The 22,800-nt window shown below is 59.4% G+C and carries 23 protein-coding genes, 4 tRNA genes and 1 pseudogene; 21 read left to right on the top strand and 7 right to left on the bottom strand.

The features are described from left to right. Positions 1-6: 6 nt before the first annotated feature. The 6 genes from ACSQ87_RS24270 to ACSQ87_RS24245 all read left to right on the top strand — a co-directional run bounded on the left by ACSQ87_RS24270 (position 7) and on the right by ACSQ87_RS24245 (position 5,073). The gene (locus ACSQ87_RS24270; RefSeq protein WP_223433261.1) at positions 7-450 is read left to right on the top strand and encodes a hotdog fold thioesterase; all 444 of its coding nucleotides are present in this window, start codon (positions 7-9) and stop codon (positions 448-450) included. Positions 451-765: 315 nt separating this feature from the next. After that, positions 766-1,572 (top strand): alpha/beta fold hydrolase, encoded by an 807-nt coding sequence (locus ACSQ87_RS24265; RefSeq protein ID WP_436274537.1) that lies wholly within the window; start codon positions 766-768, stop codon positions 1,570-1,572. Beyond that, a complete protein-coding gene (locus ACSQ87_RS24260; protein ID WP_223433262.1) occupies positions 1,569-2,423 on the top strand; it encodes an alpha/beta hydrolase in 855 nt (284 codons plus the stop codon). Before ACSQ87_RS24265 ends, ACSQ87_RS24260 begins: the two co-directional genes overlap by 4 nt. Positions 2,424-2,473: 50 nt before the next feature. Next, a complete protein-coding gene (locus ACSQ87_RS24255; RefSeq protein WP_150657102.1) occupies positions 2,474-3,133 on the top strand; it encodes a glutathione S-transferase family protein in 660 nt (219 codons plus the stop codon). 8 nt (positions 3,134-3,141) lie between these two features. After that, entirely contained in the window at positions 3,142-3,948 is an 807-nt protein-coding gene (locus tag ACSQ87_RS24250) for a DUF4892 domain-containing protein (RefSeq protein ID WP_436274536.1), read from the top strand. Positions 3,949-4,017: 69 nt separating this feature from the next. Next, entirely contained in the window at positions 4,018-5,073 is a 1,056-nt protein-coding gene (locus ACSQ87_RS24245; RefSeq protein WP_056745051.1) for an AI-2E family transporter, read from the top strand. A 141-nt stretch (positions 5,074-5,214) separates the two neighbouring features. Here the strand turns inward: ACSQ87_RS24245 and xopAW are convergent, their stop codons facing one another. The 3 genes from xopAW to ACSQ87_RS24230 form a co-directional block, all read right to left on the bottom strand. After that, positions 5,215-6,063, bottom strand: coding sequence for an EF-hand domain-containing protein (gene xopAW / locus ACSQ87_RS24240; RefSeq protein WP_223433264.1), 849 nt, complete (start codon positions 6,061-6,063; stop codon positions 5,215-5,217). A 112-nt stretch (positions 6,064-6,175) separates the two neighbouring features. Continuing rightward, on the bottom strand, positions 6,176-7,225 hold the full coding sequence (locus ACSQ87_RS24235) for a sensor histidine kinase (RefSeq protein ID WP_436274535.1): 1,050 nt from the start codon (positions 7,223-7,225) through the stop codon (positions 6,176-6,178). Continuing rightward, positions 7,225-7,983 (bottom strand): response regulator, encoded by a 759-nt coding sequence (locus ACSQ87_RS24230; RefSeq protein ID WP_046046464.1) that lies wholly within the window; start codon positions 7,981-7,983, stop codon positions 7,225-7,227. Before ACSQ87_RS24230 ends, ACSQ87_RS24235 begins: the two co-directional genes overlap by 1 nt. Before the next feature lie 292 nt (positions 7,984-8,275). Between ACSQ87_RS24230 and pyrF the strand changes: the two genes are divergently transcribed. Further along, positions 8,276-8,974, top strand: a complete 699-nt coding sequence (gene pyrF, locus ACSQ87_RS24225) for an orotidine-5'-phosphate decarboxylase (RefSeq protein ID WP_161990885.1) — start codon at positions 8,276-8,278, stop codon at positions 8,972-8,974. Between the two features lie 101 nt (positions 8,975-9,075). Here the strand turns inward: pyrF and ACSQ87_RS24220 are convergent, their stop codons facing one another. Next, positions 9,076-10,080 carry an NADP-dependent oxidoreductase gene (locus tag ACSQ87_RS24220; RefSeq protein ID WP_223431940.1) on the bottom strand — a complete coding sequence of 335 codons (1,005 nt, stop codon included), beginning with the start codon at positions 10,078-10,080 and terminating at the stop codon, positions 9,076-9,078. Further along, entirely contained in the window at positions 10,077-10,214 is a 138-nt protein-coding gene (locus tag ACSQ87_RS24215; protein ID WP_191623574.1) for a hypothetical protein, read from the bottom strand. Before ACSQ87_RS24215 ends, ACSQ87_RS24220 begins: the two co-directional genes overlap by 4 nt. Before the next feature lie 102 nt (positions 10,215-10,316). Here ACSQ87_RS24215 and ACSQ87_RS24210 point away from each other — a divergent pair, with 102 nt between their 5' ends. From ACSQ87_RS24210 to ACSQ87_RS24195, 4 genes and pseudogenes are all read left to right on the top strand, one after another. Continuing rightward, on the top strand, positions 10,317-11,078 hold the full coding sequence (locus tag ACSQ87_RS24210; protein WP_223431939.1) for an SDR family oxidoreductase: 762 nt from the start codon (positions 10,317-10,319) through the stop codon (positions 11,076-11,078). Positions 11,079-11,262: 184 nt separating this feature from the next. Next, entirely contained in the window at positions 11,263-12,654 is a 1,392-nt protein-coding gene (locus ACSQ87_RS24205; protein WP_436274534.1) for a PLP-dependent aminotransferase family protein, read from the top strand. A gap of 108 nt (positions 12,655-12,762) precedes the next feature. Continuing rightward, positions 12,763-13,866 (top strand): annotated as a pseudogene (locus ACSQ87_RS24200) (HAMP domain-containing protein); the annotation flags it as partial. After that, a complete protein-coding gene (locus ACSQ87_RS24195; RefSeq protein WP_371317146.1) occupies positions 13,846-14,727 on the top strand; it encodes a methyl-accepting chemotaxis protein in 882 nt (293 codons plus the stop codon). The pseudogene ACSQ87_RS24200 and the gene ACSQ87_RS24195, both read left to right, overlap by 21 nt. Before the next feature lie 483 nt (positions 14,728-15,210). On the opposite strand, the gene ACSQ87_RS24190 is transcribed toward ACSQ87_RS24195, so the two are convergent. Next, positions 15,211-15,969 (bottom strand): hypothetical protein, encoded by a 759-nt coding sequence (locus ACSQ87_RS24190; RefSeq protein ID WP_436274533.1) that lies wholly within the window; start codon positions 15,967-15,969, stop codon positions 15,211-15,213. A 393-nt stretch (positions 15,970-16,362) separates the two neighbouring features. On the opposite strand from ACSQ87_RS24190, the gene ACSQ87_RS24185 reads away from it, so the two are divergent. The 4 genes from ACSQ87_RS24185 to ACSQ87_RS24170 all read left to right on the top strand — a co-directional run bounded on the left by ACSQ87_RS24185 (position 16,363) and on the right by ACSQ87_RS24170 (position 16,777). After that, a tRNA-Glu gene (locus ACSQ87_RS24185) sits at positions 16,363-16,438 on the top strand. Between the two features lie 3 nt (positions 16,439-16,441). Then, positions 16,442-16,517: transfer RNA gene (locus tag ACSQ87_RS24180), tRNA-Gly, on the top strand. 105 nt (positions 16,518-16,622) lie between these two features. Then, positions 16,623-16,698, top strand: a tRNA-Glu gene (locus ACSQ87_RS24175). 3 nt (positions 16,699-16,701) lie between these two features. Then, positions 16,702-16,777 (top strand) — tRNA-Gly (locus ACSQ87_RS24170). A gap of 58 nt (positions 16,778-16,835) precedes the next feature. On the opposite strand, the gene ACSQ87_RS24165 is transcribed toward ACSQ87_RS24170, so the two are convergent. Further along, positions 16,836-17,705, bottom strand: a complete 870-nt coding sequence (locus tag ACSQ87_RS24165) for a response regulator transcription factor (RefSeq protein ID WP_436274532.1) — start codon at positions 17,703-17,705, stop codon at positions 16,836-16,838. A 409-nt stretch (positions 17,706-18,114) separates the two neighbouring features. Here ACSQ87_RS24165 and ACSQ87_RS24160 point away from each other — a divergent pair, with 409 nt between their 5' ends. From ACSQ87_RS24160 to ACSQ87_RS24135, 6 genes are all read left to right on the top strand, one after another. After that, positions 18,115-18,309, top strand: coding sequence for a Flp family type IVb pilin (locus ACSQ87_RS24160; RefSeq protein WP_223431935.1), 195 nt, complete (start codon positions 18,115-18,117; stop codon positions 18,307-18,309). A gap of 155 nt (positions 18,310-18,464) precedes the next feature. Continuing rightward, entirely contained in the window at positions 18,465-18,659 is a 195-nt protein-coding gene (locus tag ACSQ87_RS24155; protein WP_223431934.1) for a Flp family type IVb pilin, read from the top strand. 30 nt (positions 18,660-18,689) lie between these two features. Beyond that, positions 18,690-19,220 (top strand): A24 family peptidase, encoded by a 531-nt coding sequence (locus ACSQ87_RS24150; RefSeq protein ID WP_436274531.1) that lies wholly within the window; start codon positions 18,690-18,692, stop codon positions 19,218-19,220. A 2-nt stretch (positions 19,221-19,222) separates the two neighbouring features. Beyond that, the gene (locus tag ACSQ87_RS24145; protein ID WP_436274530.1) at positions 19,223-20,551 is read left to right on the top strand and encodes an AAA family ATPase; all 1,329 of its coding nucleotides are present in this window, start codon (positions 19,223-19,225) and stop codon (positions 20,549-20,551) included. Positions 20,552-20,566: 15 nt separating this feature from the next. Further along, on the top strand, positions 20,567-21,373 hold the full coding sequence (cpaB, locus tag ACSQ87_RS24140; protein WP_223431931.1) for a Flp pilus assembly protein CpaB: 807 nt from the start codon (positions 20,567-20,569) through the stop codon (positions 21,371-21,373). 75 nt (positions 21,374-21,448) lie between these two features. Continuing rightward, positions 21,449-22,795 (top strand): TadE/TadG family type IV pilus assembly protein, encoded by a 1,347-nt coding sequence (locus tag ACSQ87_RS24135; RefSeq protein WP_436274529.1) that lies wholly within the window; start codon positions 21,449-21,451, stop codon positions 22,793-22,795. The last annotated feature ends 5 nt before the right edge of the window (positions 22,796-22,800 follow it).

Below are 22,800 nucleotides of genomic sequence, written 5' to 3'. Positions count from 1 at the left end.
GCAACGATGAGCTTGTGGCGTACCATTCCCAACATCGAGCATCTGAACGAAATCCAGAAAAACACCATCGGCGAAGTGCTGGATATTCGCTTCGAAGCCGTCGACGAAGCGTCCCTGACCGCGAGCATGGTCATCGACCATCGCACTCACCAGCCATTCGGCTTGCTGCACGGCGGCGCCTCGGTGGTGCTGGCCGAAACGGTCGGCTCGATGGCCAGTTACCTGTGCATCGACGCCAGCAAGTTTTACTGCGTGGGTCTGGAAATCAACGCCAACCATTTGCGCGGCTTGCGCAGTGGGCGGGTCACGGCGGTGGCCAAGCCGATTCACATTGGTCGCACGACGCATGTTTGGGATATCCGTTTGACCAGCGATGAGGGGAAGGCGAGTTGTGTGTCGCGGTTGACCATGGCGGTGGTGCCATTGGGTGAGAATCCGCCGGCGCGGTGAGAGTGTGTTTCTTCAATTAGATCCACCCCTCACCCTAACCCTAACCCTCTCCCTACGGGGGCGAGGGGACTGACCGAGTTGTTCTTGGAGCTACATCGATCTGAAATATTGAGTCGAACTCAGGTCTGGAAGCCAACGCAGATCTGCTCCCTTTCCCCCTCTCCCCCGTGGGGAGAGGGCTGGGGTGAGGGGGTGGATTCATCTGACACGCCATTCCCATGACCGGACTGTCATCATTCCTGGCACTTACGGTCATTGCTGTAGGGCGTCGTCTTACGGACAATCAACCCTTGTTTTCGTTGATGGATCATCGGTATGTCGCAACAGATATTTTTCGCCCACGCCAACGGTTTCCCCTCGGGCACCTATGGCAAGTTGTTCGCGGCGCTGGCGCCCGAGTATCAGGTGACGCATCTGCAGCAGCACGCCCACGACCCGCGTTTTCCGGCGGACGACAACTGGTACAACCTGGTCGACGAGCTGATTCATCACCTCAAGCAACAACCGGAACCGGTGTGGGGCGTCGGCCATTCCTTCGGTGGCGTGCTGCACCTGCACGCGGCGTTGCGGTGCCCCGAGCTCTATCGTGGCGTGGTGATGCTTGATTCGCCGGTGCTGACCCGCGCCGATCAATGGGTGATCCGTGCCGCCAAACGTTTCGGTTTCATCGATCGCCTGACCCCGGCCGGCCGTACGTTGGGACGTCGGGAAGAGTTCGCCGATCTGGAAGCGGCCCGACTCTATTTCGCGGGCAAGACCCTGTTTCGCAGTTTCGACCCGGAATGCTTCGACGCATACCTGCAACACGGCTTGCACAAGGTGGGCGACAAGCTGCGCCTGCGCTTCGACCCGGCCACGGAAATCAGTATCTACCGTGGCGTGCCGCACACCAGTCCCGGCCGCACACGGCAACTGAAAGTGCCGCTGGCGGTGGTGCGCGGGCACAAGAGCCGGGTGGTGATGCGTCATCACGCAAGCCTCGTGGGGCGCTTGCCGCAAGGGGAGTCCCTGACCATGCCCGGCGGCCACATGTTTCCCCTCGAACGTCCCCAGGACACCGCCACGCTGCTGAAGAACCTGTTCAGCCGTTGGGACGGTCGCCGCCAACAGGATTGCGCATGAACAACGTCGTTGAAGAAGTTCGCCTGAGCCTGCCGCACATCGAGCTGGCAGCGCACTTGTTCGGCCCCGAAGACGGCATGCCGGTGATTGCCTTGCATGGCTGGCTGGACAACGCCAACAGCTTCGCCCGGCTGGCGCCGAAGCTCAAAGGCTTGCGCATCATCGCGCTGGACATGGCCGGTCATGGTCATTCCGGGCATCGGCCGACCGGCGCCGGTTACGCACTGTGGGACTACGCCCATGACGTGCTGCAAGTGGCCGAGCAATTGGGCTGGAAGCGCTTTGGCCTGCTCGGGCATTCCATGGGCGCGATTGTTTCGTTGGTGCTGGCCGGTTCGTTACCGGAACGCGTGACCCATCTGGCATTGATCGACGGCGTCATTCCTCCTACAGACAAAGGCGAAAACGCTGCCGAACGGATGGGCATGGCCCTGCAAGCGCAGCTGGATTTGCGGGAGAAGCGCAAACCGGTCTACAACACCCTCGACCGGGCCATCGAGGCGCGCATGAAAGGCTTGGTTGCTGTCAGTCGCGAGGCCGCAGAACTGCTGGCCCAACGTGGATTGATGCCGGTGCCGGGTGGTTATACCTGGCGCACCGATAACCGCCTGACGTTACCGTCGCCGCTGCGTCTGACCACCGAGCAGGCGATGGCCTTCGTCCAGCGAGTCAGTTGTCCTGCAAAACTGGTGGTGGCTGCCGACGGCATCCTCGCCAAACATCCCGAGTTGCTGGAGCGTCTACCCTTTAGCCGTGAACAGCTGCCTGGCGGTCATCATTTGCACCTGAATGACGAACCCGGTGCCGACCTTGTCGCAGACTGTTTCAATCGGTTTTTCGCCGTTCCTTGACTTGCGCCGGGCAACTGTCGAGGCTGGGCGGGTTGAAATGGGAGACAACCATGATAGATCTCTACACCGCTGCGACCCCGAATGGCCACAAGGTCTCTATCGTGCTCGAGGAACTCGGCCTGCCCTACACGGTGCACGCCTTGAGTTTCGACAAAAAGGAACAGAAGTCCGAGGGCTTCCTCAAGATCAATCCCAATGGCCGGATTCCGGCGATTGTCGACCGCGCCAATGGCGATTTCGCCGTGTTTGAATCCGGCGCGATCCTGATTTACCTGGCTGAACTGAGCGGCAAACTGCTGCCAAAAGACCCCAAGGGGCGTTCAGTGGTCCTGCAATGGCTGATGTTCCAGATGGGTGGAATCGGCCCGATGCAGGGGCAGGCCAACGTGTTTTTCCGTTATTTTCCGGAGAAACTCCAGGGCGCCATCGACCGCTATCAACATGAAACCCGCCGCCTCTATGAAGTGCTCGACACGCGCCTGCAAGCCGTGGAGTTTCTGGCCGGTGAGTACAGCATTGCCGACATCGCCACTTTTCCGTGGGTCCGTGGCCATGAGTGGTCGGGTGTCGAGGTCGACGGTTTGCCGGCCTTGCAGCGCTGGATGGCAACCATGGAGGCGCGTCCGGCGGTACAGCGTGGTTTGCTGGTGCCTGAGCGCATCGATGACGCCAGTATCATCAAGGGTGCCCAGGCCATGCTGATCCGATGAGTCTCTCCATGCGTTCATTCAGTCTGCTGGCGCTGTGTTGTTTCAGTCCGCTGTTATTTGCCGCCGATGTCCCGGGCAGCCAGGACCTGCCGATCGTGCCGCGTATGGCCGATGCGCAGATCGTTGACTATCGTCCGGTCGCCGAACTTGAGCGGATCTATCCACTGGGCTCGATCCGCAAAATCAGCGGCCAGTTGCGCTTTGACGGCCAGGTCGCTGCCCGAGGGCAAACCACGTCGGTGACCTACGAGTTGCCACCGGAGCATTCCTCCATCGAGGCCTTCACCGCCGCTCGTGAAGCCTTGCAGAAGCAGGACGCGCAGTTGCTGTTCTGGTGCCAGGCCCGTGATTGCGGCGAAAGCAGCCTGTGGGCCAATGATGTCTTCGGCAATGCCAAGCTCTATGGCGCTGATGATCAGCAAGCGTTCTTGCTGTTGCGCCTGGCGGCCCCACAGGACAACACGCTGGTGGCGCTTTACAGCATCACACGCGGCAATCGCAAAGCTTATCTGCACGTCGAACAGTTTGACGCCGCTGCGCCGCTGGGCGATTTGCTGCCGACCTCTGCAACCTTGCTTCGGGAGCTCAAAAGCACCGGTGAGCTCGATTTTCCCAAACTGACCGGCGATCCTGACGATACCTGGCTGCGCCTGATCTCTCGTGGGCTGAATCTGGACACCACGTTGCGGGTCAGTGTTTCGGGGCCGAAGGCCGAAGCCTGGCGTCAGGCACTGATCGGGCAGGGTGTGCGTACCGCCAGGATGGAAGCCGGCAGCGTCGACGGCGCTGGCTTGCACATCGAACTGTTGCGATAAGCTTTATCAGGCGAACGTGCACGCTGCGTTCGCCTACTCTTTTGCGAACTGACTTTTTTCGAGATTTAGATGATCAATAACGATCGGCTGTTGGTGCAGATCCTGCTCCTGGTGCTGTTTGGCGCGAGCTTCTGGGTGATGGCGCCGTTCTGGTCGGCGCTGTTCTGGGGCGCGGTGCTGGCGTTTGCCAGTTGGCCGCTGATGCGTTTGCTGACGCGTTTGCTCAATGGTCGCGAATCTCTGGCGGCCGCAGTGCTGACGCTGGGCTGGATGTTGCTGGTGGCGTTGCCGTTGGTCTGGCTGGGATTCAACCTCGCGGACCATGTGCGCGATGCCACGGCGTTCATCAAGGATGTGCAGGTCGACGGGCTGCCGGAAGCGCCGATCTGGCTGGGCAGTATTCCCTTGGTGGGCGAGCGGTTGGTCGGGGTCTGGAACAGCATCGATCAGCAGGGCGCGGCGATGATGCTGGCGGTCAAACCTTACCTGGGCCAGGTCGGCAATTGGTTGCTGGCGCGCAGCGCGCAGATTGGCGGCGGGATTCTTGAACTGACGTTGAGTATCGTCTTCGTGTTCTTTTTCTACCGAGACGGGCCGCGTCTGGCGGCATTTGTTCACGGGTTGCTGGAACGTCTGATTGGTGACCGTGCCGGGTATTACATTGAATTGGTGGCGGGCACGGTGCAGCGGGTGGTGAACGGCGTGATCGGGACGGCGGCGGCCCAGGCGGTTCTGGCGTTGATCGGGTTTTTGATTGCCGGGGTGCCCGGGGCGCTTGTGCTGGGGATCGTCACGTTTTTGTTGAGCCTGATTCCGATGGGGCCCCCGCTGGTGTGGATTCCGGCCACGGCCTGGCTGGCCTGGAAGGGTGAGTACGGGATGGCGGTGTTTCTCGGGATTTGGGGGATGTTCATCATCAGTGGCGTCGACAACGTGCTCAAACCGTACCTGATCAGCCGGGGCGGGAATTTGCCGTTGGTGATTGTTCTGCTCGGGGTGTTTGGCGGGTTGATTGCCTTCGGGTTTATTGGCTTGTTCATCGGCCCGACGCTGTTGGCGGTGGCCTACAGCCTGCTGAACGACTGGAGCAAGAGTCAGGCTCGGGTTGAGGATCGCCGGCCCTGAGATTTTTGTTGGGGCTTGGGGCCTCTTCGTCGGAACGCCGCCCGGAGCCGGCTCGCTCCCACATTGATTTTGTATCGATAACAAATTATGTGATCAATGCAGATCAACTGTGGGTGCGAGCCTGCTCGCGATGCTTTTGACTCAGGTCGCGACGTTCAGGTATTTGCCCACGGTCGCCACGTTGTCGAGCGAGTACTGCTTGCTCAGGTTGGCGATCATTTTGTTCAGGGCTTCGGTCACGTTCGACTGATCGGTGGAGCTGTCGGTGTTTCGCTCGCGGCCGGCTTGCAACGCCGCGTTCAACTCGTCGCTGCTGACGCCGCCACTGCTGTCGCTATCCAGCACTTTGAGCAACGCGGCGCTGGTGTCGGTGCTGGTCGACGAGGTGCTGCTGGTCTGCAACGCACTGGTCAGTTCGGTGGCGCTGACACTGCCGTCGCTGTCCGTGTCGAGCTGGCTGAACAGTTCTTCGCTGGACATTTGTTGAGGGGGGGGCGGAGGCGGGGCGAGGCTGGCGGCGAGTTCGTCCTGGCTGACGGAGCCGTCTTCGTTCTTGTCCAGGGCCGAGAAGATTTCTGTGCTGTCGGCGCTGCTGCCAGCGTTGGCCAGGCCGTTGCTCAGTTCATCGCTGCTGATGGCCCCGTCACCGTCGGCGTCCAGGGCGCTGATCAGCGCGTCAGCCAGTTCGGTGTTCGGTGCCTGGTCCCGTGGCGGTGGCGGCGGAGGGGCCATCGCGGCCATTTCTTCACCGCTCAGGCTGCCGCTGTCGTCGCTGTCCAGGTCAGCGAAATTCTTGCTCAGGCTGACCAGCAGACCGTCGTCGGTTTTCTGCGACAGGGCGCTCTTGAGTTCATCCTGATCGACTGCGCCGTCACTGTTGCTGTCGAGTTTTGCGAGCAATTCTTTCTGAAATTGCTGGCTGCGGGCGGTGCTGGTCGTGGTGCTGCTGGTGCTGGTATAGCTCGTGTAACTGCTGACGCTACCGATCATTGCGCTCACTCCTTGGAATGGATAGCCGGTGGGTGCACCGGCTTATGCAGCCTCAAGGGGCAAGTTGTCGTGGGTATGTGAGGTTTGTACCGAACGGTACACAGAGCAGCGATCAGGATCGAGGCAGACGAATTACTGCTGTCAGGCCACCACCGGGCGTTTCTTCCAGACTCAACTGCCCACCCAGGCGTTCGGCCGCTTCGCGGGCAATGGTCATGCCCAGCCCGACCCCGCCGGAGTTGCGGTTGCGCGATCCTTCCAGGCGAAAGAATGGCTCGAACACGGCTTCACGTTTATCCGCCGCAATACCCGGCCCATGGTCGATGACCCGGATCACCAGGGTTTCGCGCGTGTCTTCAAGCGTAATCATTGCCTGCCCGGCATAACGCAGGGCATTGTCCAGCAGGTTGTTGATGCACGAACGCAAGGCCATCGGTTGCACTTGCAGCGGCGCGCAGTGGCCGCTGGTGAGTACATCGGCGCCCTGGTCCTGGGCGTTTTCACTCAGGGATTCGACCAGCGCCTGCACGTCCATCCACTGCAGGGCCTCACTGGTGCGCTGCTCGTGCAGGTAGGTGAGCGTGGCGTCGAGCATGCCGATCATGTCGTCCAGATCCTGACGCATCTGGCCTTGCAGTTTGTTGTCGTCGATCTGCTCCAGTCGCAGCTTGAGCCGCGACAGCGGCGTGCGCAGGTCGTGGGAGACGGCGCCAAGCATCCGCGAGCGTTGCTGCACTTGTTCACGAATGCGTTGCTGCATCTTGTTGAAGGTGTGTGCCGCTTGCCGTGCTTCCCGTGGGCCGGACTCATCCAGAGGCGGGCTGTCGAGGTTTTCGCTCAGGCGCTCGGCGGCATCGCTCAGGCGCTGGATCGGCCGGCTCAGCAGTTTGGCACCGTACCAGGCGGCGATGATCAGCGAGACCAGTTGAAAGGTCAGCGGCACCAAGGGGCCGCCGAACCACGGCCGCGGTGGCCGATTTCCGAAGCGCGGGTCCATTGGCGGGCGCTGTCCGTCGAAGTTTTCGGAAAACCCCGGCGGCGGCGGGGGCGGCGGCGGGCCGTAATAGTGAAACCAGAAAAATGCCAACACGTGCGCCAGGATGATCGCCACCAGCAGCATGCCAAACAGGCGGCCGAAGAGCGTATCGAAGCGCACGCGCATCAGCCGATGTCTCGGGCGTCGAACAAGTAGCCCTCACCGCGAACGGTTTTGATCAGCTGCGGCGCTTTCGGGTCATCACCGAGTTTCTGGCGCAGGCGCGAGACCAGCAAGTCGATGCTGCGATCAAAGGCTTCGATCGAGCGACCGCGAGCGGCATCCAGCAGTTGTTCGCGGCTGAGTACCCGGCGCGGGCGTTCGATGAACACCCAGAGCAAACGGAACTCGGCGTTGGACAGCGGGACCACCAGGCCATCGGCGGCGATCAATTGGCGCAGCACGCTGTTCAGGCGCCAATTGTCGAAACGGATGTTGGCCCGCTGTTCAGTGCGATCGTCGCGCACCCGGCGCAGGATCGTCTGGATGCGCGCCACCAATTCTCGCGGTTCGAACGGCTTGGCCATGTAGTCGTCGGCGCCCAGTTCCAGGCCGATGATCCGGTCGGTGGGTTCGCAGCGGGCAGTGAGCATCAGAATCGGGATGTCCGATTCGGCGCGTAGCCAGCGGCACAGTGACAAACCGTCTTCGCCGGGCAGCATCAGGTCGAGCACCACCACGTCGAAATGCTCCGCTTGCAGCGCCAGGCGCATCGCGGCGCCATCGGTGACGCCGCTGGCGTGAATGTTGAACCGGGCCAGATAGTCGATCATCAGTTCGCGGATCGGGACGTCATCGTCGACGATCAGGGCGCGAATGCTCCAGCGTTTGTCATCACCGGGCGCTTTTTGATCGTCATTCACAGGTGCGAGGAGGTTGTGCATGCGTGCGTTCATCTGCCAGGTAGGCTGCCAACCACAAAGATGGGCTGCGAGGTTGTGGTTTCAGCATAGGCGTCCGGCCCGGAGGCGGGAAGTGCTGTAGGACGTGTTGCGGCTGCCGAAGGTAACGTTGAAGGGTGTTGCAGGCGTGTCATGTGTGTATCTGACTCGACACAATGGGTGCAAGGTCTAGTCTTGCTTGAGCCGCCTCGACGAATTACCGATCATCGGGTCCCTCAGAGGCGCTGGTTCCGCTACAATGCGCGCCGATTTCGACCTGCCTGAGAGCCCACTCATGTCCGCCTGCCAGACTCCTATCATCGTCGCCCTGGATTTCCCCACCCGTGACGCCGCACTGAAGCTGGCCGATCAGTTGGACCCGAAGCTGTGCCGGGTCAAAGTCGGTAAAGAACTGTTCACCAGCTGCGCTTCGGAAATCGTTGGCACCCTGCGTGACAAGGGTTTCGAAGTGTTCCTGGACCTCAAGTTCCATGACATCCCGAATACCACCGCCATGGCCGTCAAGGCGGCTGCTGAGATGGGCGTGTGGATGGTCAATGTGCACTGCTCCGGTGGTTTGCGCATGATGGCCGCGTGCCGCGAAGTGCTTGACCAGCGCACCGGTCCGAAACCGCTGCTGATCGGCGTGACCGTGCTGACCAGCATGGAGCGTGAAGATCTGGCGGGTATCGGCCTGGATATCGAGCCGCAGGAGCAAGTGTTGCGCCTGGCCGCGTTGGCGGAAAAAGCCGGGATGGACGGTCTGGTGTGCTCGGCCCTCGAAGCCCATGCCCTGAAATCGGCGCACCCGTCGCTGCAACTGGTGACCCCGGGGATTCGTCCGGCGGGCAGCGCCCAGGACGATCAGCGCCGCATTCTGACCCCGCGTCAGGCGCTGGATGCCGGTTCCGATTATCTGGTGATCGGCCGTCCGATCAGCCAGGCAGCGGATCCGGCCAAGGCGTTGGCAGCCGTAGTCGCTGAACTGGCGTAAAAAGATCGTCCGAACGCGGCCCGAGCCTTCGGCAGCTCCTGCATGGGATCGCGTTCCCCCTGTAGGAGCTGGCGCAGCCTGCGATCTTTTGATCTACCGCTTTAAATCTTCAACACCAACTTCCCGAAATTCTCGCCGCTGAACAATTTCATCAGCGTCTCCGGGAACGTCTCCAGTCCTTCAACAATGTCTTCCTTGCTCTTGAGCTGCCCTTTGGCCATCCAGCCAGCCATTTCCTGTCCGGCGGCCGCGAACTGTGCGGCATAGTCCATCACTACAAAACCTTCCATCCGCGCGCGGTTGACCAGCAGCGACAGGTAGTTGGCCGGGCCTTTGACCGCTTCTTTGTTGTTGTACTGGCTGATGGCGCCACAGATCACCACCCGCGCCTTCATGTTCAGACGGCTCAACACCGCGTCGAGAATATCGCCGCCGACGTTATCGAAATACACATCGACGCCTTTTGGACATTCGCGCTTGAGGCCGGCGTGGACGTCTTCGTTTTTGTAATCGATGGCACCGTCAAAACCCAGTTCGTCGATCAGGAACTGGCACTTGTCCGCGCCCCCGGCAATGCCGATGACGCGGCAGCCTTTGATCTTGGCGATCTGCCCGGCAATGCTGCCCACCGCACCGGCCGCGCCCGACAGCACCACAGTGTCGCCAGCCTTCGGCGCGCCGACATCGAGCAGCGCGAAATAAGCGGTCATCCCGGTCATGCCCAGCGCCGACAGATAGCGCGGCAGAGGCGCCAGTTTCGGATCGACCTTGTAGAAACCTCGTGGCTCGCCGAGGAAGTAATCCTGCACACCCAGGGCACCGTTGACGTAGTCCCCGATCGCGAATCCCGGATTATTCGAGGCAACGACTTTGCCTACGCCCAATGCGCGCATCACTTCGCCGATACCGACCGGCGGGATGTAGGACTTGCCCTCGTTCATCCAGCCACGCATGGCCGGGTCCAGGGACAGGTACTCGTTTTTGACCAGGATCTGACCCGCAGCCGGTTCGCCGACCGGTACTTCTTGATAGGTGAAGGTCTCGCGGGTCGCCGCGCCCACCGGACGTTTGGCGAGCAGGAACTGGCGATTGGTCTGGGTAGTCATGACAGGCACTCAAGATGAATGAAGACTTGTTGATAGACCTTCATGAACGATGCCGCAAGTTTGGCTGATGCGGCGAATGCACATCGATCCAGTGCAGTGATAGTCGAACCGGCGGTTTTATCACTGTCACTCATGGGCACCCAACCGGCCTTCTGATAGTGCTGCCGCGCCGCAGGCCCTTGTGGCTAGATTGCGAACACGCGATTCCCCCGCATCTTCTCTTCGAGGACATAACAATGAGCATGACGTTTTCTGGCCAGGTCGCCGTTGTAACGGGCGCCGCCAATGGCATTGGCCGCGCGACCGCCCAGGCGTTCGCCGCTGAAGGCTTGAAAGTGGTCGTGGCCGACCTGGACGTGGCGGGTGGTGAGGGCACGGTGGCGCTGATTCGTACGGGTGGCGGCGAAGCCACCTTCGTGCGCTGCAACGTCACGCTGGAAAGCGATGTAAAAAATCTGATGGACGAAGTGGTCAACACCTACGGCCGTCTCGATTATGCCTTCAACAACGCGGGCATCGAGATCGAGAAAGGCAAGTTGGCCGAAGGCACGGTCGATGAGTTCGACGCGATCATGGGCGTCAACGTCAAAGGCGTCTGGTTGTGCATGAAGTACCAGTTGCCGTTGCTGCTGGCCCAGGGCGGCGGTGCAATCGTCAACACCGCATCGGTAGCCGGCCTCGGGGCTGCGCCGAAGATGAGTATTTACGCGGCGTCGAAACATGCGGTGATCGGCCTGACCAAATCAGCGGCCATCGAATATGCCAAGAAAAAGATTCGGGTGAACGCGGTGTGTCCGGCGGTGATCGACACCGACATGTTCCGCCGTGCCTATGAGGCCGACCCGAAGAAGGGCGAGTTCGCCAATGCCATGCACCCGGTCGGGCGCATCGGCAAGGTTGAGGAAATCGCCAGTGCGGTGCTGTACCTGTGCAGCGACGGCGCAGCGTTCACCACGGGGCATTCACTGGCAGTGGACGGTGGCGTTACGGCGTTCTGAATCCAGGCAGTGAAACGTAGGAAAAAACCCGCATTTGTGCGGGTTTTTTTTCGGTTCCTTAAAGGTGCCGGACAATGTGTTTCAAATGGTTAGAACCGACGGTTTTAGCGGCGTTGTCGCACAGCTGATCGAGCGCTCCTGTGATTAACTGTTTCCCGCAAAACGGACAGGAGTTTGCTTGCTCATGGAGTTGAGAATCGATCGACAGGCAATGGTGCCGGTCGTACAGCAAGTCGTCGACGCACTAGCCTGCTGGCTTCGCCATGGCGAGGTGCCGCCGGGGACGCGTTTGCCTTCCGTGCGGCAAATCGCCCGGATCAATTTACTCAGTCAGTCCAGCGTCGTTGAGGCCTGTGAGCGTCTGGTGGCTCAAGGGGTGCTGGCGTCGCGTCATGGCGCCGGTTTCATTGTCGCCGTGCCAGCGCTGGCCGCTCAGGGGCAACAGGATTGCCCCATGTTCGAGGGGGCAGAAGTGAAGCAGGGCCGCACCTCGGGCGAACTCAAATTGGGGTGTGTCGGACTGCCCGAGAGCTGGCGCGAAACTGACGACCTGAGCTACGCGATCCGTCAGGTCAGTCGCACCGACATGGCCGGCCTGTTCAACTACAGCACGCCGCTGGGCCTGCCAGCCTTGCGCCAACAGATCAACAAACGGCTGAAACAGCTGGATATCGTGGTGGAGGAAAGCCGGATCCTGACAACGGCGGGGGCCAGTCAGGGGCTGGACCTGATCGTGCGGACCTTGTTCAAGCCGGGTGATTGCGTGGTGGTGGAGAATCCCGGTTATTCCTTGCTGTTCGACCTGCTCAGGCTGCACGGTGTCAGCATGATCGAGGTGCCGAGAACCCCGCACGGACCGGACATTGAAGCGCTTGAGGCACTGCTGGTTAAGTACAGGCCCTGCGGGATCTTTATCAATAGCTTCTATCACAATCCCACTGGCAGCAGCCTGGCGCCGGCGGTGGCGCAGCGGGTTGTGCAACTGGCCAAAACCTATGGCCTTCTGGTCATCGAGGATGACGTCTATGCGGATTTGCACAGCGGCCCCGGTACGCGCCTCGCTGCGTTGGGTATCGATGACAACGTGATCTACGTCGGCAGCTACTCCAAAACCCTCAGCAGTTCTTTGCGGGTCGGTTTTGTAGTGGCCGGCGCCGGGGTTATTTCGCGGCTGGCCGAGGTCAAGATGATCAGCAGCATGGGCGCTTCACGGTTTTGCGAGTCGGTGCTGGCAAGCCTTTTAGCCAGCGGTGCCTACCGAAAATTGGTCCAGCGCCAGCGCCAGCGTTTGAGCAATGACAGAGAGGCTGCGTTGCAAGTGCTTGAAGACGCCGAATGGGAGGTGTTTGGCAAGCCCGTCGGTGGCTTGTTCATCTGGGCGCGATCGCGGATGTCCGACTACGCTCAGGTGCGCAAACAAGCCCAGCGCTTCGGTGTCCTGTTGTCTTCTGCGACGGCATTCAGTCCCACCGCAGAGGCCAGTGACTGGCAGCGTATCAATGTGGCCTATGCCTGTGATCCACGAGCCCGGGCGTTTTTTCAGGCCACCGCTCTGGATCGACCTAAAGCGTTCTGAAAACGACGCGGGCGTAGCTTTTTGCCATTATTCAGACGCCAGAGACTTGTGTTGATACAGGCCCGTTGCGAATCTGCGTCAACAGACTATGTCAGGGGACTAAGTGCAATGATTTCGGCCGTGCAAGGACGTTTTGCCAACCTCGGTATGGCGAAAAAACTGGGTGTCGGGTTTGTACTGGTGCTGCTGTTGACCGCCTTGGTGGCGGCCATCGGCGTATGGTCCCTGCAAACCATCAGCCAGCGCTTCGAGGGGCTCAAGCAGATGTCGTCGCTCAACAGCAGTTTGCTCAAGGTGAGACTGCTCGAGCAGGAATACGCCTTGCACGGCAACCCGAAAACCGCAGACGCGCTGCGCGAGGGTGTTGACGGCCTGCTCGCTCTGGCAACCCAACTGAAAGCGGCGTCTGCGGCCAACGTGCCGGTGATGAATGACGTCGAGCAGTCCTTGGGGGCTTACCGCAAGGCCTTCGACGAGTTCGTCTCGCTCAGCCAGGCCAAGGACCTGGCACTGGAGATGGCCAGTTGGTCGGTGTCCAGCGTGGCCAATAACCTCGACGTGCTGCAGGCCGGGCTGGCCGATGACGGCGCTTATACCTTGAAGGAATCCGAAGGCAAGGACGGTGGTCAGTTTATCGAACAGGCCAGTCAGGTCAGCCAGGTGTCGCGGTTGATGTTGCAAGCCATGAACGAAGCGCGTGTGCGCCTGGACCTGAGCCGCAAGGGCGACGACAGCGCAGGGCAGGGCAAGATTGAGCAGGCCGACCAGGCACTGACCCAGGCCGAGCAGCTGAAAACCACGGTCAAGGATGAGGGGTACCAGACGGTCCTCAATGAAGTGGTCGGGCACATTGGCGGATTCAGCGAAAAACTCGCCGAATACACCGGCCTGCTGGCGCAGGAAAAAACCGTCTATGAGCAACTCCATCAGCGCGCCTCTCAGGTGGTGGAGCGGGTGGATCAGGCCTATGTCGCCGAAGACCAGTCGATGCAGGTGGAGCTGAAAAAGAACTCGCTGCTGATCATCGGTTCCTCGGCGCTGGCGTTGCTGGTCGGGCTGATTGCGGCCTGGGTGATTACCCGGTTGATCGTGGCACCGCTGCGCAGTGTGATCCGTGTTGCTCAACAGATTGCCTCTGGCGATTTGAGTGCGACGGTTGAAGTGACCCGACGTGACGAGATCGGGCAACTGATGCAGGCCATGCAGCAGATGGGCGCAGGGCTTAGCAGTATTGTCAGTGGTTTGCAGGCGGGTATCGAACAGTTGGCCAGTTCAGCGCAGTCGCTGTCGGCGGTGACCGAGCAGACCAATCTTGAAGTCAGCAGCCAGAAGGAAGAGACCGAACAGGTTGCTACCGCGATGAATCAGATGACCGCCACCGTGCACGACGTTGCGCGTAACGCGGAGGAGGCCGCTCAGGCGGCGCAGACGGCGGATGGCAAGGTTGAAAGTGGTCAGCAGGTGGTGCGCCAGAGCATGGCGCGGATCGAACAGTTGGCGGATTCAGCCACCTCGGCCAGTTCGAGCATCGAAAGTTTGAGTGCGGAAATCCAGAACATCGGCACGGTGCTGAGCGTCATCAAGAGTGTGGCTGAGCAGACCAATCTGTTGGCCCTCAACGCCGCGATCGAGGCGGCTCGAGCCGGCGAGCAGGGCAGGGGCTTTGCGGTGGTGGCCGATGAAGTGCGGGCCCTGGCCAAGCGCACTCAGCAATCGACCGAGGAGATTGAACGACTGGTGAGCGCCTTGCGTTCGGCGGCTCAGTCTTCTGTTCAGCAGATTCAGAACAGTGGCGAGCTGGTGAAGCTGGCGGTGAGTGATGCGTTGCAGACTGAGAGTGCGCTGGGGAGTATTGCGGCGGCAGTGTCATTGATTCAGCAGATGAACCAGCAGATTGCAGCGGCAGCCGAGGAGCAGAGTTCGGTGGCTGAGGAGATTAATCGCAGTGTTACGAGTATTCGGGCCAGTGCGGATCAGTCTTCGTTGGCGATGCAGGGGAATGCGGCTTCCAGTATTGAGTTGGCGCAGTTGGGGGTTGAGTTGAAGGGGATGGTGGGGCACTTTCGGCTTTGATTCTTTTCTGTGTACATATCCGTTGCTGCGGTAACGGCTGCTAATGGTTTCGCCCTTACGGCGACTCCCTTTGGCAAACGCCCCAAAGGAAGCAAAGGTCTCGCCCCGAGCGTCCGGCCCCTCGCTTAGGCTCGGCGTTCCTTCGCTCCGGCATTCATCTGGGGGCATCGCCTCCGGTCGGCTTCGCTTCGACCTCCTCTCGATGTGTTCGACTTCGTCGAACGGTGCTGCGCGCCTTCCCCCCAGATGAACACCTCCACTCAGCCTCCCGAAGGGGCGGGTGGATCAAGATCACAAGCTGCAGGCGAGCTAACGCTCGGCCTGTTGAGTGGTGAGGGGCGAAAGGCGTATGCCGATCCCCTGTGAGAGCTGGGCTTGCTCGCGATGGCGACTTGACGGCCGACCTATCTTTCCAAGGTGTACACACCAAACTCAACGCAAAAAAAAAGCCACCTGTTCAGGTGGCTTCTCTGTTTTTTGTGATCAGTCGTAGATCACTTTTTTCTTCCAGTCCGCATCGGCCTCGACGTCTTTGAGGCCTTCGGTCAGTTGGTTCACTTCGCCTTCTACCGGGGCGATGTTGTCCATGACTTGTGCGTTGGCGCGAGCCAGGAGTTTTTCCAGGTATTCCAGTTGTTCGGCGTAGACCTGGGGTTCCTGTTGTTTGCGCAGGTATTGCACGCCGCGTTCGAACGCCAGGCGGGCCTGGCCGGGCTGGTTCTGTTGCAGGGCGTGCTGGCCGAGGTTGTTGAAGAATTCGATGTGCAGCAGGACCAGGATGTGGCGAACTTCGCGGATCCAGCGTTTGGCTTCGTTGGTTGGCAGGAAGCCGTCCTGTGCAGCGCGTGTGATTTGGCCGTGCAGGGCTTCGAGCAGGAAGCGCACGTCTTTGGCTTTGGCTTCGGTCTGGATCGGTGCTGGCGGGTTGTTGACCGGGATCGATTCGCCCTGGCCGACCAAGGTGCTCAGTTCGCCAATCCGTGCCTTGAGGTTGGAGCTGGTTTTTTCCAGATTGAGCAGGCGTTGGCAGACGTTCAATTCCAGACGGGTCAATAGCAGCTTGAGGCCCGGTGTCATCAATTGGCCGGGAAAGGTCTCGGTGATTTCGCCGCAACGACGCAGACGATCGTTGAGCTCAACCTTGGTGCGGGCCTTTTCCAGCTTATTGTTTTCCACCACATGGTTCATGTAGCCAATGGCGATCAATAGTGCGATCCCGGCTACGACTAGCAGGGTGATCATGAGTGGTGTCACCGGTAAGACCTCTTTATGGGGTTCGCGTGCGAGTGTAGTGGCTTGGCTTTGGGACGCATAGCGCCACTCAGCGAGTTGAATCGGCTACTGCACTGCCTGTATCGGCCGCGTTCCTGCTTATATAAGTAATAGCGTGCGAGGTGCACATTGCCATCATCTTTGGCGTGGGTGGACTATAACGTCTTGGCGGGTGTCAGAATATAGGCGTCAAACCCCGGGCGACGGAAAGGCCGGATTAGTGTCTCAAAGCAGGGCGAAGTTATTGATTTAAATAAATTTATATCTGGGGGTTGACGACCCCTCAATCCATCCATAGAATGCGCGCCACTTACAGCGTAAAGCACACAGCGAAACGCGGTAGGGAGTGAATGTTGTACGTGTGTCCCCTTCGTCTAGTGGCCTAGGACACCGCCCTTTCACGGCGGTAACAGGGGTTCGAGTCCCCTAGGGGACGCCATTTGCGGGAATAGCTCAGTTGGTAGAGCACGACCTTGCCAAGGTCGGGGTCGCGAGTTCGAGTCTCGTTTCCCGCTCCAATTTTAAACAGCGTTGCTTTCGGGCAGCGCTGAGTGAAACCAGAACCGGTATCTTCGGATACGGATTTGGGCACTGAAATACACACCATGTGTTTCAGTTAGCGTGTCCCCTTCGTCTAGTGGCCTAGGACACCGCCCTTTCACGGCGGTAACAGGGGTTCGAGTCCCCTAGGGGACGCCATTTGCGGGAATAGCTCAGTTGGTAGAGCACGACCTTGCCAAGGTCGGGGTCGCGAGTTCGAGTCTCGTTTCCCGCTCCATATTTAACAAAAACGCCGCTCAATGAGCGGCGTTTTTGTGTGCGCGTATAAAACCGCATCAACCGCTGAGGCTTTGTACCAGGCTTTCGAGCGCTTCAGTGGTTTTTTCATCTTGCACCATTTGCGCAGCTGCAGTCGCTCTGAGTTGGCGTGCCAAGCGGTATTCGCTGGGCGTGCAGTTTGCGAACTGCTTGAAGGCTCGAGCGAAGTAGGAAGGATCCTTGAAGCCGGCCTCATAGCCGATGCTGGTAATAGGCATCTGGCTGTTGTCGAGCAGTTCTTTGGCGAAGTTCATGCGCTTGTCCAAGATGTAATCCGTGAAGCCAAATCCATTGGCTTCCTTGAACAGGCGGCTGAAGCGAAATGTCGTCATGCCGCAGCGCTGCGCCAAATCCCTCTGATCAATGCTGTCCCGAAAGTGCTGCTCGATGTACAGCATGATGCTGCTCAGCGCCTGATGTTTTTGGTGCCCGGAGGTCAGCCGGATGCTGTCCGGCAGGGTAGGGGAGTGGTCGATCTGCTGTGTCTTGCGGTGGTCGATAACATTCCGGCGCAGCTCGCAGAGCTGAACTACAGCAGTCAGGTAGCGACTCCTCTCGGTGACCGAGAGGGGGAGCACTATGTATTCCCAGACGCTGGAACGCATGGCCCAAACGGCCAGTTCCTCTGAGTGCTGCACGGTGAACATGGTGATTGGGATGGCCGGTGCGCTGCGTTTGATCTCCAGCAACAGCCTCAAGCCTGGTGTGTCGGGGCGATCGAAATGGATGCAGATCATGTCTGCGTGTTCCCCGATGGGCAGCACGGAGTTTTTCGCCAGTTTGCAGTCGCAGGTACCCTCGAACTGCGCGATGAGTTCTTTCGTGGATCGATCATGAGTCAGATCGAACCATAGGAGCGTTGGCCTTCTGGTCAAGTTGGACGTCATGTCTCTACTCTTGGATTCTTAGTGACTCTTGTCGCTAAGGAGTATCGTCAATGTGCCATCACCTTGCAGATTTAATCTCGATAGGAAAGACGATTTTTAGTTCTTTTCGCTCTATGGGTTGCCTGGAAAGCAGCCGCGGGCGACTGTTTGCTCGTGTGTTTTAGATGAGCCGGGTTGAACCGCTTATCGCTTGTGAATTAATGACAATCGCATTTGCCCTGCCATGCCTTGTTTACCCCTCCCGTTACTTCTGCAAAGGCCAATGACCCCTATTTGGCCGCTCCGCAAAAAAGTCCTAGCGATGTGCAAAATCCTCCTAACGCCTATGCCTTCACACTGACTAGGGTTGCATCAGGCAGCGCAAAACGTACTGCCTCAGAAAAAACAACATTCGAGTGAGGTGGGCAAAATGAACATGCAAACAATCAAGGCTTCGGTAGTGAAATTCGCCAAAGACGAAAATGGTCTGACCATTGTGGAATACGCGGTGGCGGGTGGGCTGATTACGGTGGCTGTCGCCGCAACGTTTGTATTGCTTGGAACCGCGGTGAATACCCAAATCAAGGGACTGTGCAACGCGGTCAAAGCCGGCAGCTGCCCATAACGATAATTCCCGTTAGGTGGCAGGTCGATGCCCATGGAGCCGGCGGTTGCTTCTGTTTCGCGGATGAGGCTGCCGGACAACCTTCTTTATGGGCTTCGCGTTGTGTCTATCACAGTACGTTTTGAGCGAATTGGTCGCTGCAATGGGAGAGCAAAATGAATATGCAAACAATCAAGGCTTCGGTGCTGAAGTTCATCAAAGACGAGGATGGCCTGACCATTGTGGAGTACGCGGTGGCGGGTGGTTTGATTACGGTGGCTGTCGCCGCAACGTTTGTGCTGCTTGGAGGCGCGGTGAATACCCAAATCACAGCGTTGTGCAAAGCCGTCAATGGCAACGTTGCCTGCTGATAACGATAATCCCCAGTCGGGAGACACGCCATGTCCACGGAACTGATGGTATCGACTGTTTTACTGATAGGACTTTTGGGCGTGGCGGTGGTGAGCGATCTGCTTCGCCACCGTATTTCCAACATGCTGGTCCTGTTGGGCCTTGCCCTGGGAATGGCTGGTCAAGTCTATTCAGGCGGTGTCAGCGGATTGGGTGACAGCCTGTTGGGTATGCTGATCTGTTTTGGGCTGTTTCTACCGATGTACGCCGTGGGTGGCATGGCCGCCGGTGACGTCAAGTTAATGGCCATGGTCGGCAGTTTTTTACCGGTTCATTACGCATTGTGGGCTGCCATGTTTAGCCTGATTGCCGGTGGCGTGTGCGGTTTCCTGATCGTGCTGTTCCGCGGTCAATTACTTCAAACCCTGGGGCGTTATTGGCTGATTGTGACGGCGCAGGCTTATCTGGCGCCGAATTCCGATGAAGTAGCCGGCAAGCCTTTCCCTTATTCGATTGCAATATTGGTCGGCACTTTGAACAGCGTCTACTGGCAACTGGTTGCCGGCGGATTGGGAGCTTAGTCATGCACGTCATCGTCGAAAGTGATGCCTACCCCTGCGATCGGGGCGCGGTGCAACGACTGGCTCCTCAGCCATGCACAATCCGCGAGACTGGTCTGACCGACAGTTTTCTCGGTGAGTTGGTGTGCAAGCATTTGTTTGATGCCGGTGTGCTGGACATGTCGCGGCTGGTGGAACGCCTGGCGCTGACTGGCGCGGTACTTGAAGAGGTCCTGGCGTTTCTGCGCAAGGATGGTCGTGTCGAAGTGCTTGGCCAGGTGAGTCAAACGGGCGGGCAGATGCTGCGTTATGGCCTGACCGAACGTGGACGCAGTGCCGCCCGTGATGCCCTGTCGCGCAGCGGTTATATAGGAGCGGCACCCTTCCCGGTGAGTGCCTACCGGTCCTTGATCAAACTGCAGACCATTCACCATGGTCGCATCAACGCCAACGATATGCGCAATGCCCTTGCTGGCGTAGTGCTCACGGAGGGGATGCTTGATCAGTTGGGTGTAGCGATGAACTCCGGGCGGGCGATCATGATTTATGGCCCCGCGGGTACCGGCAAGACCTATGTCAGCAGTCGGCTGATCCGTCTGTTCGCCGAGGCCATCTGGGTTCCTCATGCCATTGTCATCAACGAGGCGGTGATCGAGATCTATGACCCGCAGGTGCATCAGCGGCTCGATGACAACGCTCAGCAGAACAGTCTGATGCTCAACGAAGGGATCGACCGTCGACTGCTGTGCTGCAAGCGCCCGATCGTCATTACCGGCGGTGAATTGAGCATGGAGCAGCTGGACGTTCGCTATGACCCTTTCACCCGTCAGTACCAGGCCGCCTTGCAACTCAAGGCCAGCAATGGCCTGTTCATCATCGACGACATGGGGCGCCAGCGCATGGCACCCGCCGAGCTGTTGAATCGCTGGATCGTCCCGATGGAAGAGAAACGCGATTTCCTCAACCTGGGCGGCGGTCGGCATTGCGAACTGCCGTTCGATCTGATTCTGGTGTTTTCTACCAACCTCAATCCTCTGGAACTGGCCGATGAGGCCTTCCTTCGCCGGATTGGCTACAAGCTGCAGTTCGGTTACCTGAAGCCCGAGGAGTACGAAAAGATCTGGCGCCAGGAAAGCGAGCGTCTGGGCATGCCTTATGACCAGTTGCTGGTGCGTTATGTGCTGCAAAGGCTCTATGCAAGTGAAGGCATGCCCCTGGTGCCTTGCCATCCCCGCGATCTCCTGAACATGGCGCTCGATCGTCAGCGTTATATGGGCGGTTCCGGACCACTGTCACCGCAAGATTTGGAATGGGCCTGGCACAACTACTTCGTCCAGCTCAACTTTCTTTGATACGGAGATACTGACATGAGCTCTCGTACTCTTTCCCTGATAGGCGTCTCCCTGGTCATGGGCCTTGGAGCTGCATGGATGGCCGACACCTGGTTGAGCGCACGTCTCAACGCCAGTCCGGATGACCACCTTCGAAGCGTGGTGGTCGCCACGGTAGAGATTCCATTCGGGCAGATGGTCGAGGCCCAGCAGGTCACGACCGTACGCATGCCCATGGACACGATCCCGGACGATGCCTTCGATTCCAGCGAAAAAGCAGTGGGCAAGATCGCTACGTTCGACATTTTGCGGGGCGACATTGTGCGCGGGGCGCGTCTGAGTGAGCACTTGGGTGGCAGCACCCTGGCCTCTTTGATTGCCCCCGACAAACGCGCCATATCGGTACGTGTGGACGATGTGGTCGGTGTCGGCGGATTCCTGTTGCCGGGTAATCGGGTCGATGTACTGGCGACCAAAACCACCGGTGCCGGCAGTAACAGTGCCGTGTCCAGGACCATCCTCGAGAACTTGCGGGTGTTGGCGGTGGATCAGACGGCGGGTACCGACAAGACCCAACCAGTGGTGGTGCGCGCAGTGACGCTGGAGATGTCGGCCTCTGAAGCGGAAGCACTGGTCACGGCGCAGACGGAAGGCAAGTTGCAACTGGCGCTGCGTAACCCACTGAACCTCGAGAAGAAAACCGCAGCCGTTGCGCCTGTTGTGCCGGCCCTGGCTGTGGCCGCCGTCGCGGCGCCAAAACGCGTGGTACAGCGCAGCAGTGGCGAGGGTGGCGGGGCTATTACCGTTATCCGCGGGACCGAAGCCAGTGTAGTCAAGCGTTGACAGGGCGGTAGGGGTGCCCGGGCACCAAAGTATTGGCGGAGCCGATCCGGATCAGTATTGGCAAACGAGGGCTTGATGATGAGTATTCGTAATCAGCGGCCGTTCACTGCGACGCCAAGGCGCCAGGAAGGATCGGTGAGTGTTTTGATGGTGATTGCGTTGGCGGTGATTGGCATGGTGGCGGCGCTGGCTTTGGACGGCGGGCATATGATGCTGAACAAAACGCGCCTGCAGAATGCGGTGGACGCCGCCGCCCTGAGTGGCGCCAAAACCCTGAGTCAGGTGGAAGGTGGTACCAACATTTACGCCGTGACGCAGGCTGCCGCGCTCAATACGCTGATGCAAAATGCCAATGCCACGGGCAACAACGAATTGGCCACGGCTATTGGCGGCAACGCAGGCACATTTGCGGTGGTAGAACTGGCGAAAACCGTCTATGGACCTTTCTCCTTTCCTGGGCCTTCGGATGCCAAGTACGTTCGGGTGTCGGTACCGAACTATAGCCTGACGGGATTTTTCTGGAACTTCGCTCAGGTATTCGGCTCTGGCGGCCTGGGGGCCAAAGCAGTGGCGGCGATCGCCACCGCTGGACCCAGCCCTACCAGTCCTTGTGATCTCGCACCTTTGATGGTCTGTGGCGACTCGACTCAATACAACCCGGGCGCTGGCATGTTCTGGGGCTTCCAGTTTGGTGATTTGCAAGTATTGAAGACGGCGGCCGGCAATTCGTCGCCCATTGGTCCAGGCAACTTTCAGTTGCTCGATTTTGGCTCGGGCGGCAGTAGCGTCAGGGATGAATTGGCCGGAGGCGGCAAGGTTTGCCGCTCTGTGGGGGACAATGTCCAGACCTCACCCGGCAACATGGTCGGTCCTGCGTCTCAAGGCCTGAATACGCGCTTCGGCATCTATAACGGCCCGGTCAGCGCCTCGGACTATCCGCCGGACCTTGTGACCACGTCCAGCACCCCCGCAATCACTTACGACGACTCAGTCTCCCCGCCACAAGCGAAGTACAAAGGGCAAGCCGTCACCTCGAGCAACGGCAATCTCACCGCGGGCAGCAACGCGATATTTGACTACAACGACTGGCATGCGAGCACTGCCGCGTGTGTGGCAGGGGGCAGTGGCTGTCAGAGCAATGGGGTGTTCGAGCGCCGGATGATGAAAATCGTGGTGGGCAACTGCACCGGGAAGCAGGGCGGTTCAACCTCGATCCCCGTCCTGGGTTTCGGCTGCTATTACGTGGTGCAGCCAATGGATGGCGGTGGTGGGGACGCGCAGATCTTCGGACAGTTCGTGAAGGAGTGCGAAGGCGACAATGTGGCAGGCCCCTCGCCGTCAACCGATTCCGGGCCGCAGATCATTCAGCTCTACAAAACCTATATCGGCAGCGGCACTGGCATTCCGAGCACTGACTCGTAGGAGGC

Source organism: Pseudomonas sp. LjRoot277 (genome assembly GCF_964253845.1).
Classification (GTDB): Bacteria; Pseudomonadota; Gammaproteobacteria; order Pseudomonadales; family Pseudomonadaceae; genus Aquipseudomonas.
This window is presented reverse-complemented; position numbering and strand designations above follow the sequence as displayed.

Bases quoted from the DNA above. Each gene is read 5' to 3' on its own strand.
- ACSQ87_RS24270 (WP_223433261.1), top strand. From the start codon at position 7: ATGAGCTTGTGGCGTACCATTCCCAACATCGAGCATCTGAACGAAATC.
- ACSQ87_RS24265 (WP_436274537.1), top strand. From the start codon at position 766: ATGTCGCAACAGATATTTTTCGCCCACGCCAACGGTTTCCCCTCGGGC.
- ACSQ87_RS24260 (WP_223433262.1), top strand. From the start codon at position 1,569: ATGAACAACGTCGTTGAAGAAGTTCGCCTGAGCCTGCCGCACATCGAG.
- ACSQ87_RS24255 (WP_150657102.1), top strand. From the start codon at position 2,474: ATGATAGATCTCTACACCGCTGCGACCCCGAATGGCCACAAGGTCTCT.
- ACSQ87_RS24250 (WP_436274536.1), top strand. From the start codon at position 3,142: ATGCGTTCATTCAGTCTGCTGGCGCTGTGTTGTTTCAGTCCGCTGTTA.
- ACSQ87_RS24245 (WP_056745051.1), top strand. From the start codon at position 4,018: ATGATCAATAACGATCGGCTGTTGGTGCAGATCCTGCTCCTGGTGCTG.
- xopAW (WP_223433264.1), bottom strand. From the start codon at position 6,063: ATGATCGGTAGCGTCAGCAGTTACACGAGCTATACCAGCACCAGCAGC.
- ACSQ87_RS24235 (WP_436274535.1), bottom strand. From the start codon at position 7,225: ATGCGCGTGCGCTTCGATACGCTCTTCGGCCGCCTGTTTGGCATGCTG.
- ACSQ87_RS24230 (WP_046046464.1), bottom strand. From the start codon at position 7,983: ATGCACAACCTCCTCGCACCTGTGAATGACGATCAAAAAGCGCCCGGT.
- pyrF (WP_161990885.1), top strand. From the start codon at position 8,276: ATGTCCGCCTGCCAGACTCCTATCATCGTCGCCCTGGATTTCCCCACC.
- ACSQ87_RS24220 (WP_223431940.1), bottom strand. From the start codon at position 10,080: ATGACTACCCAGACCAATCGCCAGTTCCTGCTCGCCAAACGTCCGGTG.
- ACSQ87_RS24215 (WP_191623574.1), bottom strand. From the start codon at position 10,214: ATGAGTGACAGTGATAAAACCGCCGGTTCGACTATCACTGCACTGGAT.
- ACSQ87_RS24210 (WP_223431939.1), top strand. From the start codon at position 10,317: ATGAGCATGACGTTTTCTGGCCAGGTCGCCGTTGTAACGGGCGCCGCC.
- ACSQ87_RS24205 (WP_436274534.1), top strand. From the start codon at position 11,263: ATGGAGTTGAGAATCGATCGACAGGCAATGGTGCCGGTCGTACAGCAA.
- ACSQ87_RS24195 (WP_371317146.1), top strand. From the start codon at position 13,846: ATGCAGGCCATGCAGCAGATGGGCGCAGGGCTTAGCAGTATTGTCAGT.
- ACSQ87_RS24190 (WP_436274533.1), bottom strand. From the start codon at position 15,969: ATGATCACCCTGCTAGTCGTAGCCGGGATCGCACTATTGATCGCCATT.
- ACSQ87_RS24165 (WP_436274532.1), bottom strand. From the start codon at position 17,705: ATGACGTCCAACTTGACCAGAAGGCCAACGCTCCTATGGTTCGATCTG.
- ACSQ87_RS24160 (WP_223431935.1), top strand. From the start codon at position 18,115: ATGAACATGCAAACAATCAAGGCTTCGGTAGTGAAATTCGCCAAAGAC.
- ACSQ87_RS24155 (WP_223431934.1), top strand. From the start codon at position 18,465: ATGAATATGCAAACAATCAAGGCTTCGGTGCTGAAGTTCATCAAAGAC.
- ACSQ87_RS24150 (WP_436274531.1), top strand. From the start codon at position 18,690: ATGTCCACGGAACTGATGGTATCGACTGTTTTACTGATAGGACTTTTG.
- ACSQ87_RS24145 (WP_436274530.1), top strand. From the start codon at position 19,223: ATGCACGTCATCGTCGAAAGTGATGCCTACCCCTGCGATCGGGGCGCG.
- cpaB (WP_223431931.1), top strand. From the start codon at position 20,567: ATGAGCTCTCGTACTCTTTCCCTGATAGGCGTCTCCCTGGTCATGGGC.
- ACSQ87_RS24135 (WP_436274529.1), top strand. From the start codon at position 21,449: ATGATGAGTATTCGTAATCAGCGGCCGTTCACTGCGACGCCAAGGCGC.